This window comes from Brevibacterium renqingii, from assembly GCF_017808105.1.
Classification (GTDB): Bacteria; Actinomycetota; Actinomycetes; order Actinomycetales; family Brevibacteriaceae; genus Brevibacterium; species Brevibacterium renqingii.
Genome location: NZ_JADBHF010000014.1, coordinates 59,411 through 72,651 on the forward strand (window position 1 = coordinate 59,411; position 13,241 = coordinate 72,651).

The window sequence follows — 13,241 nt, forward strand, 5'->3', positions numbered from 1 at the left end:
GACCCGATGGGTGCGACGGCTGCCGCACCGCTCAGAGGTCGAGCGCGATGCGCGTGCCGCACGCCCGGGAGACGCAGATCATCATGGTCTCCTGCGCCGCATGCTCCTCCGCCGAGAGCACGGAATCCCGGTGGTCGGCCTGCCCGTCGAGGATGACCGTCTCACAGGTGCCGCACGTGCCCTTCTGGCACGAACTCAGCGTTCTCACACCGGCGCGGCCGAGGGCCTCGATGATCGAACATCCGGCGGGGACGTCGACTTCGGAACCGTCACCGAGCTCGACGACGAAGGCCTCGTCTTCTCCCTGCGCCCCGGCGATGGGGGCACTGGCTGAGGCGACCGTGCCACGCCCCGTCCTCTCACGGACATTCGCCGAGGTGTCGGCGGCGTCGTCGAAATCCTCGCTGATGACGGCGATGGCGGGATCGTCGGCCAACCCGGTCTCGAGAGACCGCATGAGGGGGACCGGCCCGCACACGTAGACCGTCGTCTCCCCACCGCGACCGGCCGCCCACTCACGGACCGCGGCAGCGGCATCGGGTCGACCGGCCGCCTCGGTGATGTGCACGCTCACCCGCTCGGGTCCGTGTTCGGCGAGAAGGACCTCGGCGAAGGCCATCGACTCCTGCCGACGGCCGATGTAGAGCAGGTGCCAGTCATCACCCGCCGAGGCGGCCGCAGCGATCATCGCCGTCACAGGAGTGATGCCGATGCCGCCGGCGACGAAGAACACCGGTCCGACTCCGCGGTAGCCGAAAGTGTCCCGGGGTCCGCGGATGAGGAGCGAGGTGCAGGAGGCGAGGTGCTCGTGCAGCCAGGCTGAACCTCCCCGGCCCCGGTCCTCTCTCAGCACCGCGATCCTCAGGGTCTCTGCTGGGCCGGCGACGAGGGAGTAGTGGCGGATGGCGGGGCCCTCGGGCAGGGGAACGGCCACCTCGATATGGGAACCGGGAACGAGACCGGCGGTCGCCTCGGCGGGGGTGAGCTCGATGCCGAGCACTTCGGGAGTGAGAGCTTCGACCCCGCTGACGGGAACGGGGCGGAAGCCCTGGCGGATGAGCATATCGAGGCTGACGCCGTCGAATTCGCCGAGGGCAGGGCTGCCGTTGAGAATAGCCGTCATTGGTCCTCCATCCTTCTTGCTCGCGCGTCGAGCTCCGCCGGAGAGACCGGACCATCGGTCTCTGCGGCAGGCGCTGAGTTCCAGTGTGTCCGGGCCCGGAGCGCGGTCGCGATCCGCATTCTCAGCGGCTGGGAATCCCGGTTGAGGCAGGGGATCGGTCTCGCAGAAAGTGGGCCCAACCGTCACCGGACAGCGTGGTGAAGCGATGGTGCTCCCATGTTTTCGTGACCGGTGTGTCAGGACCGTCTGCGGAAGGAAACAACGGTGTCTCCCTTTTGGCTCATCGGCGCACTCGCCGCCTACTTTCTCATCCTCCTCGGCGTCGCTCTGCACAAACGCCGCACCGACACGGAAACCGACTACTTCCTCGGCGGGAACACCATGCCTGCCTGGATGCTCGCGATGGCCTTCGTGGCCACTTGGTACGGGGGCAACTCGGCGCTGATCTCCGTCGACGAAGCCAACACTCAGGGCATGGGTTCGTGGTGGGTGCTCGGCGGCCCGACCGTCATCGCAGTCATCGCGCTCTTCGCCCTGGGGCCGATCATCCGACGAGCGGGGCTGCTCTCGCAGGACGGGATCATGACGAACCGGTACAACAGGACTGCCGGCACCGTGCTGTCGATCGTCACCGCGATCTACCTCATCGTCTGGGGTGCGAGCCAGATGGTGGCACTCGGGCTGTTCTTCATGGTCTTCTTCGACATCAGCTTCGCCTGGGGTGTGGCGATCGGCATCGTCTTCTCGCTGCTGTACGCGATGATCGGCGGATTCCGTGCGGTGGTGCTCACGGAGACGGCACAGTTCGGCTTCTTCATGCTCGGCCTCATCGTCACCTTCGTCGGTGCTGTCATCGTCTCCGGCGGCCCCGACGCGATCGTGCAGACCATTGAGACCAAACGCGATGCCGCATTCCTCAACCTGTGGGAGGGTTTCGGCCCCAACCTCGGCTACGTCATCGCCTTCGGACTCGCCTTCACGATCGACCCGGCAGCCTGGCAGAGGATCCAGGCGACGAAGTCACCTCGCGAAGCCCGGAAGGTCACGGTCCATGCGATGGTCTACTTCATTCCGCTCTACTTCCTCGTCGTCTTCGCGGGAATCGCCTCGATCGCCGCGTTCAACGAACCGCCTGATCAGGGCATCGTCGCGACCCTGGCCACCAGCCACTTCCTCCCGATTTTCGGCGTCCTCGTCTTCATCGGCATCGCGGCCGCGATCATGTCGACGATCTGCACCACTCTCAACCTCTCCTCGCTGTATCTGACAGAACTGACGACGAAGGCGCTGCGGACCGAAGTGGGTGAGAAGCAGAAGGTGTGGATCGCACGAGCCGGCACCTTGGCGGCCGCGATCATCGGCTTCATCGTCTCCGTGCAGCTGCCGAGCGCTCTCACTCTGCTCGCGCTCGCCTCCGAGATGCTCGCGGCAGGAGTGTTCTTCCCCCTGGTCCTCGGCTTCTTCTGGCGACGCGCGAACTCGGCAGGCGCGATCGCTTCGATCATCGGAGGGGGCGGCTTCATCCTCTACGGTTTTGCAATCGAGCTCGGCGTGCCGCTGCCGCACTTCTGGGGCGAGGGATCGGTGACGCGCGTGCTCATCGGTCTGAGCATCAGCTTCGTCCTCTACGTCGGAGTCTCGCTGGCGACACCTCCGGAGTTCGCCAAAGCCGATGCGTTCTCCGCTCGCGGTCGCCTGAGAGCCGAACAGGTCGGTTCTTCGCACGCGCGTACTGAGAATGTGGCTGCTGCGAGCGGTCCGGCTCGTGCCGATGGGACGGAGGAGTTCGAGAGCTTCGGTTCATGATTCGTGATCGAGCCCCGGGCGCCGGAACCCGCGGGTACCCGGGCGAGACCTCTCGGCAGCGAGCGTATCGGCGCGTATCGTAGGGTCATGGCGCATCCGCAGATGTTCGATGACGACGATCCGGTGCTCGAGCGATTCCGGGGCCTCGCGCTGAGCTTTCCCGAAGCGCAGGAGAAGATCTCCCACGGACGGCCGACGTTCTTCACGAAGAAGGTCTTCGCCTACTTCGGCGGTGCTCGGAAGCATGTGACCGGTGAGATCGTGCAGCATCCGCACGGTGTGCTCGTCCTCCTCGATCCGCTGGACGCCGAGGTGATGCTCGAGCGTCCGGACTCGTTCGTGCCGATGTACCTGAGCCCGGCCGGATGGATCGGCCTCGAGGTCGAGCAGCTGAGCGATGAAGAGCTGTACGAGGTCCTCGCCGACTCCTACCGCAACACCGCTCCCGCAAGGCTCGCGAAGCTCATCAAAGGCTGACGATGACGGCGGTGGCGTGCTTCCTGGAACGTCCGGTCTTGAGTGGACTAAATGAGCTGAAATCACCCCTTGGAAATCCGCCCGATTCGTCCACTCAAGCCGTGCATCGTCAGGACACCTCAACCGGCCGGTGTCTGCCGCCTCAACCCAGCCACAGCGCCAGCGTCGTCACGGGCACGAGTACGAGCGTCAGGCCGAGCCCGAGCATGGCGAATCGTCGCCACGAGATCTCGACGCCCATCGCTGTGAGCCTCTGGTGCCACAGCAGCGTGGCCAGCGATCCCCACGGGGTGATGATCGGGGCGAGATTCACGCCGATGAGCAGGGCTCCCAGCCGCAGAGGAGAGTCCGTGAACGCCGAGAGACTGAGATACGCCGGCAGATTGTTGACCGCGTTCGCGCCGAGGGCGCCGACAGCCGCGATCCGCAGCAGATCGAACACGCCCTCACCCTGACCGATCGCGGTGCCGAGCACAGCGTCATAGCCCTGCACATGGATCGCCTCGACGATGACGAACAGGCTCGCTGCGATCCCGATCGTCCGCCACGGAACGAGCCGGAGGGTGAGGACGTTGGGTCGGCGGACGGCGAAGACCACGAGGAGAACGAGCGCCGCGACACCGGCGACGAGCGCGACGGGGATGCCGGTCACCAGCATCGGCAGCAGCACGGCGACGACCACCGCAGCGATGCCCAACAGACGTCGATCAGGAATGACGGTGGTCTCCGCGAGTTCATACCGACCCTTCAGGCTCCTGCGGTGGAGGAGGGTGAGCGCGACGACCGTGATGAGCACCGCCACGAGCGCCGGGGCCCAGAACTCGGCCAGGAAGCCCAGCGGCGCACTCCCGAGCGCATCGGCAGCCAGCAGGTTGGTCAGGTTCGACACCGGCAGGAACAGCGAAGCGGTATTGGCCAGCCAGACGGTTGCGAGCGCGAACGGCAGCGGCGAGAGACCGATGTGCCGGGCGAGGACGACGATGACCGGGGTGACGAGCACCGCCGTCGTGTCCAAGGACATGAACGCCGTGCTCAGCGTGATCATCGCGAGCACGAACGCCCACAGCAGCGCTCGCCGCCCCCGCCCCCAGACGGCCAGGCGTTCAGCGACGACCGAGAACACGCCTGCGACGCTGGCGAGCTCGGCGACGATCGTCATCGCGATGACGAAGACGAGGACGGGCCCTGTCGTCTCGGCGAGTGCGACGAGGTCGCCGCCGGGCAGCCGCCCGGTGACGAGCGTGAGGACCGCGACGGCGATGAGCGCCCACGGCACGATGACATTCCACCGCAGAGAGGCGGGATTCCACTGGCTTTCGCGCACACCTGCAGAGTACGACACTGATGTCGCCGCGCCCTGGCGGGATCACCTCGGCGGTCATAGGGTGGGTGTCATGGCTACTCCTGCGCACAGTTCACCCATCCCCACACTCGACCTCAACGACGGGCGCGCGATCCCGCAGCTCGGTCTCGGCATCTATGCGATGAAGGGCGCCGAGGGGGTCGACGCGATCGTCAATGCTGTCGACACGGTCGGGTACCGTCTGCTCGACACGGCGGTCAACTACGAGAACGAACGCGAGGTCGGCGAGGCGATCGCGAACTCCGCCGTCGACCGCGAGGAGCTGTTCGTCACCTCGAAGATCCCCGGCCGTCACCACGGATACGAGGAATCCATCGCCAGCACCGAGGAATCGTTAGCCCGGCTCGGACTCGACTACCTCGACCTCCACCTCATCCACTGGCCCAACCCGAGCGTCGGCAAATACCTCGACACCTGGCGCGGACTCATCGAACTGCGCGAACGCGGACTCGTGAAATCCATCGGCGTCTCGAACTTCACCGAGGCGATGCTCACCGAGCTCATCGAAGCCACCGGAGTCACCCCGGCCGTCAACCAGGTCGAGCTCCACCCCTATTTCCCGCAGACCGAGCTCATCGACTTCCACCGGTCGATCGGAGTCCAGACCGAGGCCTGGTCCCCGCTCTACCGTGACCAGGGTCTGTTCGACGAGACTCCCATCACCGAGGCGGCCACCGCCTACGGCGTGGCACCGGCCCAGGTGGTCCTGCGCTGGCACCTCGAGATCGGCAGCCTCCCGATCCCGAAGTCGGCCAACCCGGATCGGCAGCGCAGCAACGCCGATGTCTTCGACTTCAGCCTCACCCCCGCCGAGGTGGGCGCGATCTCCGCTCTCGAGCGCGGACGCATGAAGGACCGGGACCCGCTGAGCCACGAAGAGATGTGAAGCGAGAGCGGTGCCCTTGACCGAAGAGACCCAGCACCGACCCCAGCTGGCGAGGACCCGTGCCCGAGTCCTCGGCGGCACCTACCGGACGTTCTACTCCGAGCCCCTGACCGTCGCCTCCGCTTCCGGGTGCACGATCACCGATGCGGATGGTCGGGACTTCCTCGACGCCTACAACAACGTCCCCGTCCTCGGCCATTCGAATCCCGAGGTCAGGCGCGCCGTCGACGAGCAGCTCGGCCGGGCGAACGTCCACACCCGCTATCTCGACGGACTCATCGTCGACTATGCCGAACGCCTTGTCGGCCAGTTCCCGGACTCCCTCGAAGCAGTCGTCTTCGCCTGCAGCGGTTCCGAGGCCAACGACCTCGCCCTGCGCCTGGCCGCTCACGCCACCGGCCGCGCCGGCATCATCGTCACCGGGCACGCCTACCACGGCACCACCTCGGCGGTGGCCGGGATCTCGCCCAGCCTCGTGGGCGCGGACGTCGCTGATCACGTCGAGGCCATCTCCCTGCCCGACTGGGACGACCCGGACTTCGACACGGGGTTGGCTAGTGCGATCCAAGCGGCGGCCGAACGGCTGCGCGAACGCGGCCACGATCTTGGTGCCTTCATCCTCGACTCCGCTGTCACCAGCGACGGCATCCTCTCTCCGCGTCCGCTGACGGCCACCGCGGCCGAAGTGCGCCGGCATGGCGGGCTGTGGATCGCCGACGAAGTGCAGTCGGGCTTCGGCCGCACCGGCAGGACCTGGGGTTTCGAGCACCTCGGTGTCGTTCCCGACCTCGTCACGCTCGGTAAGCCGATGGGCAACGGACTGCCGGTCTCGGCCGTCATCGGCCCCCACCGGATCTTCGACGACTTCGGTGCCGAGCAACGCTACTTCAACACCTTCGCGGGCACCGCGGTGCCCATCGCCGCCGCCGAGGTGGTGCTGACCGCCCTCGAAACAGGTGCCCTCACCGCCCGGGCCAGTGAGGGCGGAGAACTGCTCGAATCGCTCATCACCGAGGCGGTCGCTGCCTCGGACACACCCGCGCTGGTGCGCCGCAGCGGACTCATGGTCGGCATCGACTTCGAGACCGGCGGCACGACCGCCGAGACCGCGGCCGGACGGGCGAAGGCGATGGTCGAGCACCTGTATGCCGAGCGGATCCTCGTGAGCACAACCGGTCGGATGGGAACCGTGCTGAAGATCCGTCCGCCGCTGGTCATCACCGACGACGAGCTGCATGAACTCGCCGGCGGATTCGCGCGGGCGCTCGCACGGCTCGAAGTGGGATCCGTGCATGCGGGGGAATGACCGCACGGCGGATGCGCTTCCGTCCGACCTCACCGAGGTGATGGCTGCGGTCAGCGAACTCTATGGGGTGCGTGTCGAACGACCGAAACTGTTCAAGGGCGAATTCGACAGGAATGTCCGGTTCGCCGATCACAGGCATGGGATGCTGCTGGCGAAAGTGAGTGCCGACAGCCTCGGCGAGGACGCACTCCGCTGGCAGGAGACGGTGCTCCATGCTGCGGCGGAGAGTCCGGAGGTGACGTTCCGGACCCCGCTGGTTCTGCCCGCACTCGATGGCAGCCGGCATGTGCGGATCGGTGCGCATCTCGTGCGAGTGGTCACGTGGATCTCCGGGCGGCTGTGGAACGAGAACTCGAGCACCGGTGGGGCCGGTGCCGGGCTGCTGCGCTCGCTCGGGGAGGCCTCGGCACGGCTGACTTTGGCACTGGCTGACGTCGACATGCCGCCGGAGATCCCCGGTCACGACTGGATGATCGAGCGAGGTCCGCTCGTCGTCCGCCGGGCTCTCGACCGGCTCGAGCAAGCCGGGGGAGAGCAGCCGGAGCGGTTGTCGGTCATCCGAGGCATCGTCGATCGCTTCGCTGAGCGCGTGCTTCCGGGCCTCGACGAGCTGCCGCGGTCGGTCATCCACCACGATCTGCATGATGCGAACGTCGTCCTCGACGAGGCCGGGCAGTCTCTGGCCGGAGTCATCGACTTCAACGACGCCGTCGCCGCCCCGCGGATCTCGGACCTCGCGATCTCAGGAGCCTACGCAATGCTGGGCCACAGCGACCCGGCGGCCGCATTCCGTTCAGTCATCGCCGGCTATCGGAGCGTTCTCGAACCCGAGCCGGCCGAACTCGACGTCGTCGGAGAGATGGCGCTCATGCGCCTGTGCATGAACTGGGCCCAGTGGCGGGCACGTGCACTCGACGCCGCCGACAGCGAATACGCGCTGCAACGGTCCGCGCGCACCTGGCCCCTCATCGCCTACCTCGCCGAGGCGGGCGCGCCTGAGGCAGATCCGCGTCGCTGAGGGCTCACTCGTTGGTCGAAACCGGCACTGCCGCAGCTGTTGCCCTGACATCATCGATCTCGATTCCCGACACCACACACGCCAACCCGCGGTGGCGGCGGGTCGTGAACACCATGACTGCAGAGACCGCGACGAGGGCGAAGAGGAGCAGCCCCGAGAGCGGGAACGTCCATTGGGACAGCAGCATGCAGCCGCCGATGCCGAAGAGGAACCGCAGCATCCGATTGGCCTCCGCGGGACGGCGGACCTGCACGGCGGAGATGAGGACGAGGCGCTCGCCGAGGGTCACGCCCCGGCTGAGCACCGAGAACAGCTGAGCGGCGAAGGGCAGCGCGAAGCCGATGAACGTCACGATCGGTTCGGGTTCGGTGACCGTTCCGCCGCCGAGGACGGTCATGAAGAACATGTAGATGATGGAGACCGTCCAGCCGAACAGACCCCAGATGAGCAGATCGCAGAGGATTCCGGTCAGCCGGCGCGTCACCGTGATCGGACGCGGGGCATCGGTTTCCTCCAGTCCCTTCTGCCGGCGCAGAAGGAGCAGGCTGGCCAGAGAGCCGAGGATCGCACCGAAGGTGTTCATCATGAGATCGTCGACGTCGAAGACACGGTAGGCGCAGGAGTAGAGCCCCCAGATGCCGGTGATCTGGGTGAACTCGATGAGCGCCGAGGCTGCCAGTCCCGTCATCGTCGCCACGATGATGCCTCGGCCCGCGAGCTGTCGGACAAACCAGCCGAGCGGAACGAAGAGCACGACGTTGAGGACCACCTGCAGGACAGCGGGATTGGTCATCAGGGCACGGGCGCTGCCGGTGTCGAAGCTGAGGATGTCGGCGACGAACTGGAAGGGGCGCAGCTGCACCGCCGCGCAGGTGACCTCAGCGGCTGAGGGCATCGGCAGCAGCGTGTACGTCCACAGCGCCATCGCGTAGACGGCGGCGGCGAGCCACACCAGCGTGTGCCAGAACGTCAGACCGCCTCGGCGGCGGTAGCTGATCGCGACGAACGGCACGAATGCGAGAACGGCGAGGCCGCAGCCGACGAGGACGGCGACGAAGGCAGGAATGACGAAAGTGCTCATTCCCATAATCCTACGTGTCCGCCCAGGTCAGCGGCAGCTCGACGCCGGGAGGGATCAGCTCCAGTGCCGGAGAGCGATCCTCGAAGCCCCGCCCCCGCAGTCGGGTCTCAGTCGAAGCTCACCGAGCTGCGGGGCTCGGAGTGGACGGTGAGTTCGAAGACATCGGGGCGTGAGTAGTGGCCGACGACGTCGAAGTCGAGGTGGGAGCGGGTCTTCGCGTCCGGGTCGATGTCGGCGTAGAGGATCGTCTCCTCGTCATAGACTGGCCCGGCGAGGACCTCACCGGTCGGGGCGACGATGATGCTGCCGCCGCGGATGGCCGTGCTGCCGTAGGGCAGGTCGACCTCGAACGGATGGTCGTCCGGGTACGCGTCCTTGGTGATGAACTGGCAGGCCGAGAGCACGTGCGTGCGCCCTTCGAGAGCGATGTGCGTCATCGTCGCGGCCCAGGTCGGCCGGTCATCGACCGTCGGGGCGCAGTAGAGCTCGACTCCCTTGGCGTACATCGCCTGGCGCAGCAGCGGCATGTAGTTCTCCCAGCAGATGACCGACCCGACCCGACCGAGAGATGTGTCCATCGTGTCGAGCGTCGACCCGTCGCCGAAGCCCCAGATGAGGCGTTCCGACCCCGTGGGCATGAGCTTCCTGTGCGCACCGGCGATACCGGCGGATGGGTCGAGCATGAGCGCAGTGCAGTAGAGGGTGTTGCCGAGGCGCTCGATGATGCCGATGACGACGAAGAGTTCGAGCTCCCGGGAAGCCTCTGCCAGCCGTGCGACCTCCGGCCCGTCGAGTGCGACCGCGCCGGAGCTGTAGCGCCCGTACTGCCTGCGTCCGTCGTTCGTGCGCAGTCCCACAGGGGCCCCGAACGTGCTGCCCTTCGGGTAGCCGCCGATGAATGCCTCGGGGAAGACGGCGATCTCGGCACCGTTGTCGCGGGCTTCCCTCATCAGACGAATGGCCTTGTCGACGGAGGCCTCGGCGTCGAAGGGGATCGATCCTGCTTGGACGACTGCTGCTGTGGGCATGTGGCTGACCTTCCTCGCTCTGCTGAACACTCCTGTGCTCTCACTCTCGACCGACCGGTCGCGGCAGTCAACTCGCGCGAGCGTCGCAGTACGAGCATCGTTTCCGCACCCCCGTGCCCGGGGCAGGATCCTCCGCGTAGGCTGAGGCCATGCCGCACTTTCTGCTGACCCGCACCCCGCAGCCCCCTCGCCCCGACGACGATGGGACCGCGGAGCGCTCCGCAGGCGGTCCCGGCACCCCCGTGCGCGGACGTCGATCTCTCATCGCCCTCTTCGCCATCCTCCTCGTCGCCTGGGTCGGCATCGCCGGAGTCGGCGGCCCCTACTTCGGCAAGATCTCCGATGTCGCCACGAACGACCGCTCGACCTTCCTGCCGGAATCGGCGGAGTCCACTCGCGCGCAGGAGATGATCGACCGCTTCAGCGAAGACGACTATGTGCCCGCGATCGTCGTGCTCGAGGACTCCGACGGCGTCACCGACGACGACTCGTCGACGCTCAAGGACCTCGCGACGACCCTCGACGATGACGGAGTCCTCGCCGCAGACGCCTCGCCGGCCATCCCCTCCGAGGACGGAGAGGCCCTGGAGCTCATCCTGCCCGTGTCCTCGGAGACCACCGCCGAGGACGTCGAGAGCATCCGCACCGCCATCGCCGATGCCTTCCCGAACAGCTCGGACGGCGGAACCGACAGCGGCACCGCCGTTTCCGTCCATGTCACCGGTCCCGCCGGATTCGCCGCCGACCTCACCGAGGCCTTCGCCGGCATCGACGGGATCCTGCTGCTTGTGGCCTTCATCGCGGTCTTCGTCATCCTCGTCATCGTCTACCGGTCCCCGCTGCTGCCGGTCATCGTCCTCTTCACCTCGGTGGCGGCCCTGGCGGCGTCGATCTTCGTCGTCTGGCACCTCGCCGATGCCGAGATCCTCCTCGTCAACGGGCAGGTCCAGGGGATCCTGTTCATCCTCGTCGTGGGAGCGACGACCGACTATTCGCTCCTCGTCGTCGCCCGCTTCCGCGATGCCCTGCTGACCGAGCGTGATCGGGTGCGCGCGGGACTGAGCGCGCTCAAGGGCGTGCTCGAACCGATCCTCGCCTCCGGCGGCACTGTCATCGCCAGCCTCCTCGTCCTGCTGCTCACCGATCTCGCTTCGACGCGTGCTCTCGGGCCGGTCGCGGCGATCGGCATCGTCATGGCGATCCTCGCCGCACTGACCTTCCTCCCGGCCGCCCTCATGGTCATCGGCCGTGCCGTGTTCTGGCCCTTCCAGCCGAAGGTCGGCCCCGCCTCGGCGGCCACCGGGCGGAAGGGTGTCTGGGGCCGCATCGCCGGAGTGGTCGCGAAGCGTCCGCGGGTGATCTGGATCGGACTCGTCATCCTCCTCGCCCTGCCGCTGCTCGCCGCCCCGCAGTTCAAGGCCTCCGGCGTGGCCCAGTCCGAATTCGTCCTCGGCGAGTCCGAGGCTCGTGACGGCCAGGACGTCCTGGCCGCGCACTTCCCCGGCGGATCGGGCTCGCCCACCCAGGTCGTCGTCTCCGATGATGAGCTCGAGAGCGCGGCGAAGGCGATCGGCGAACTCGACGGCGTCGAATCGATGTCGGTCAGGACCGAGGATTCGCCGAGCGGAACGGCGACCGTGACCGACGACGGCAAGATCGAAGCCGCACCCTCACAGGGCCCACCGACCGGGAACACCCCCTCGACTCCGGCCCCCACGACCGTCGACGGTCAGGTGCTGCTCGAAGTCACGCTGTCCGATGCCGCCGACTCACTGGCCGCCGAGGAGACCGTCACCGATATCCGGGATGCGGTCCATCCGCTCGACGGCGAGGCCCTCGTCGGTGGGGAGACCGCGGTCGACCTCGACACGAACACCACCGCCGAGGCGGACCGGAGCCTGGCGATCCCGCTCATCCTCCTCGTCATCACGGTCATCCTCGTCCTGCTGCTGCGGTCGCTGCTGGCCCCGCTGCTGCTCGTGGCGCTGACGGTGCTGTCCTTCGGCACGGCGCTCGGCGTCTCGGCGCTCGTGTTCAACCACATCATCGGCTTCGACGGGGCCGACCCCTCGGTGCCGCTCTACGCCTTCGTCTTCCTCGTCGCACTCGGCATCGACTACAACATCTTCCTCATGTCGCGGGTGCGCGAGGAGTCCCTGCGCCTGGGTACCCGGCGCGGTGTGCTGGCGGGGCTGGTCGCCACGGGCGGGGTGATCACCTCGGCGGGGGTCGTGCTCGCGGCGACCTTCGCAGCACTCGCGGTCATTCCGATCATGTTCCTCTTCCAGCTCGCCTTCATCGTCACCTTCGGCGTGCTGCTGGACGCGATCCTCGTGCGCTCGCTCGTGGTGCCGGCATTGGTCCATGACGTGGGGCGGGCCGTGTGGTGGCCGTGGCGGAAGAGGATCCCACGGGACTGAGGACACTGAGGAATCGGGACGGAGGCCGTGGGCAATACGGACCCCCGGCGTGAGATGTGAGCCGTGGGGAGGCTCGTATCATCCGACTGTGCCGGGGGTGCACTGGGGATGTGCCGGGTACTGCTGTCGAGGGGTAGTCGACCAGGCCCCGCTGTGCGGAGCCTGATCTACTATTGAACTACGATCTTGTTGACGTTGCAACAAAGAGTGCGAGAGGGCATACTGAGCGCGCATGGGCGAGCGTACAGACGAGACGACTCCGGTCAGCAGTCAGATCAGAGAGCATGGGCCGATCAAAGTCGCGGCCTGGCGGCTGATCATGGAGAAGCACCAGGACTTCATGCGCCAGTTCGAGGTCGGATTCCGTGAACGGCACGAACTCACACTCAACGAATTCGACACACTCATCAACTGCCTGCCCGGTGAGGAGATCCGGCACCGGGACCTGCTGCGCAGCATGGTGCTCAGCCGCAGCGCTCTCAGCCGTCTGCTGCGCAAGCTCGAGGACCGCGGCCTCGTCACCCAAGCCCCGGATCCCGAGGACCATCGCGGTGTCCTCGTCGGGCTCACCTCGGCGGGGGAGGAGCTGCGTGAGGCGGCCGCGAAGACGAACGTCGAGATCATCCTCGCCGGCTTCTCCGGCCTCAGCGATGCCGCCGCCGAGGAGGTCTTCGACCTGGTGAGCGCGGTCCGCCCGATCCCACCGGCCCAGGGGTGACACGGTCCGATCGTC

Annotated in this window: 11 protein-coding genes; 7 read left to right on the plus strand and 4 right to left on the minus strand. The window is 67.1% G+C overall.

Going from position 1 to position 13,241, the window contains the following annotated elements:
- Positions 1 to 31 precede the first annotated feature (31 nt).
- Positions 32 to 1,123 (minus strand): flavin reductase family protein, encoded by a 1,092-nt coding sequence (locus IHE57_RS14005; RefSeq protein WP_209373995.1) that lies wholly within the window; start codon positions 1,121 to 1,123, stop codon positions 32 to 34.
- A gap of 264 nt (positions 1,124 to 1,387) precedes the next feature.
- Here IHE57_RS14005 and IHE57_RS14010 point away from each other — a divergent pair, with 264 nt between their 5' ends.
- Both IHE57_RS14010 and IHE57_RS14015 read left to right on the plus strand, forming a co-directional pair.
- Positions 1,388 to 2,929, plus strand: coding sequence for a sodium:solute symporter family protein (locus IHE57_RS14010; protein ID WP_209374002.1), 1,542 nt, complete (start codon positions 1,388 to 1,390; stop codon positions 2,927 to 2,929).
- A gap of 87 nt (positions 2,930 to 3,016) precedes the next feature.
- Positions 3,017 to 3,406, plus strand: a complete 390-nt coding sequence (locus IHE57_RS14015) for an MmcQ/YjbR family DNA-binding protein (RefSeq protein ID WP_253720306.1) — start codon at positions 3,017 to 3,019, stop codon at positions 3,404 to 3,406.
- Between the two features lie 142 nt (positions 3,407 to 3,548).
- Here the strand turns inward: IHE57_RS14015 and IHE57_RS14020 are convergent, their stop codons facing one another.
- On the minus strand, positions 3,549 to 4,730 hold the full coding sequence (locus IHE57_RS14020) for an SLC13 family permease (RefSeq protein WP_366933972.1): 1,182 nt from the start codon (positions 4,728 to 4,730) through the stop codon (positions 3,549 to 3,551).
- Positions 4,731 to 4,800: 70 nt separating this feature from the next.
- Here IHE57_RS14020 and IHE57_RS14025 point away from each other — a divergent pair, with 70 nt between their 5' ends.
- The 3 genes from IHE57_RS14025 to IHE57_RS14035 are packed head-to-tail and all read left to right on the plus strand — an operon-like array spanning position 4,801 to position 7,979.
- On the plus strand, positions 4,801 to 5,655 hold the full coding sequence (locus IHE57_RS14025) for an aldo/keto reductase (protein WP_209374004.1): 855 nt from the start codon (positions 4,801 to 4,803) through the stop codon (positions 5,653 to 5,655).
- 16 nt (positions 5,656 to 5,671) lie between these two features.
- A complete protein-coding gene (locus tag IHE57_RS14030; RefSeq protein ID WP_209374006.1) occupies positions 5,672 to 6,961 on the plus strand; it encodes an aspartate aminotransferase family protein in 1,290 nt (429 codons plus the stop codon).
- The gene (locus IHE57_RS14035) at positions 6,948 to 7,979 is read left to right on the plus strand and encodes a phosphotransferase (protein ID WP_209374008.1); all 1,032 of its coding nucleotides are present in this window, start codon (positions 6,948 to 6,950) and stop codon (positions 7,977 to 7,979) included. The genes IHE57_RS14030 and IHE57_RS14035 overlap by 14 nt, the downstream gene beginning before the upstream one ends.
- A gap of 4 nt (positions 7,980 to 7,983) precedes the next feature.
- On the opposite strand, the gene IHE57_RS14040 is transcribed toward IHE57_RS14035, so the two are convergent.
- Positions 7,984 to 9,060, minus strand: coding sequence for a VanZ family protein (locus IHE57_RS14040; RefSeq protein WP_209374010.1), 1,077 nt, complete (start codon positions 9,058 to 9,060; stop codon positions 7,984 to 7,986).
- Between the two features lie 107 nt (positions 9,061 to 9,167).
- A complete protein-coding gene (locus IHE57_RS14045; RefSeq protein ID WP_209374012.1) occupies positions 9,168 to 10,088 on the minus strand; it encodes a carbon-nitrogen hydrolase family protein in 921 nt (306 codons plus the stop codon).
- A 149-nt stretch (positions 10,089 to 10,237) separates the two neighbouring features.
- Between IHE57_RS14045 and IHE57_RS14050 the strand changes: the two genes are divergently transcribed.
- Both IHE57_RS14050 and IHE57_RS14055 read left to right on the plus strand, forming a co-directional pair.
- Positions 10,238 to 12,508, plus strand: coding sequence for an MMPL family transporter (locus IHE57_RS14050; protein ID WP_209374014.1), 2,271 nt, complete (start codon positions 10,238 to 10,240; stop codon positions 12,506 to 12,508).
- Between the two features lie 232 nt (positions 12,509 to 12,740).
- Complete coding sequence (locus tag IHE57_RS14055) at positions 12,741 to 13,226, plus strand: MarR family winged helix-turn-helix transcriptional regulator (RefSeq protein ID WP_209374016.1); 486 nt, start codon at positions 12,741 to 12,743, stop codon at positions 13,224 to 13,226.
- Positions 13,227 to 13,241: the final 15 nt, after the last annotated feature.

Coding starts and splice junctions, on each gene's coding strand:
- IHE57_RS14005 (WP_209373995.1), bottom strand. CDS start 1,123: ATGACGGCTATTCTCAACGGCAGCCCTGCCCTCGGCGAATTCGACGGC.
- IHE57_RS14015 (WP_253720306.1), top strand. CDS start 3,017: ATGGCGCATCCGCAGATGTTCGATGACGACGATCCGGTGCTCGAGCGA.
- IHE57_RS14025 (WP_209374004.1), top strand. CDS start 4,801: ATGGCTACTCCTGCGCACAGTTCACCCATCCCCACACTCGACCTCAAC.
- IHE57_RS14035 (WP_209374008.1), top strand. CDS start 6,948: ATGCGGGGGAATGACCGCACGGCGGATGCGCTTCCGTCCGACCTCACC.
- IHE57_RS14040 (WP_209374010.1), bottom strand. CDS start 9,060: ATGAGCACTTTCGTCATTCCTGCCTTCGTCGCCGTCCTCGTCGGCTGC.
- IHE57_RS14045 (WP_209374012.1), bottom strand. CDS start 10,088: ATGCCCACAGCAGCAGTCGTCCAAGCAGGATCGATCCCCTTCGACGCC.
- IHE57_RS14050 (WP_209374014.1), top strand. CDS start 10,238: ATGCCGCACTTTCTGCTGACCCGCACCCCGCAGCCCCCTCGCCCCGAC.
- IHE57_RS14055 (WP_209374016.1), top strand. CDS start 12,741: ATGGGCGAGCGTACAGACGAGACGACTCCGGTCAGCAGTCAGATCAGA.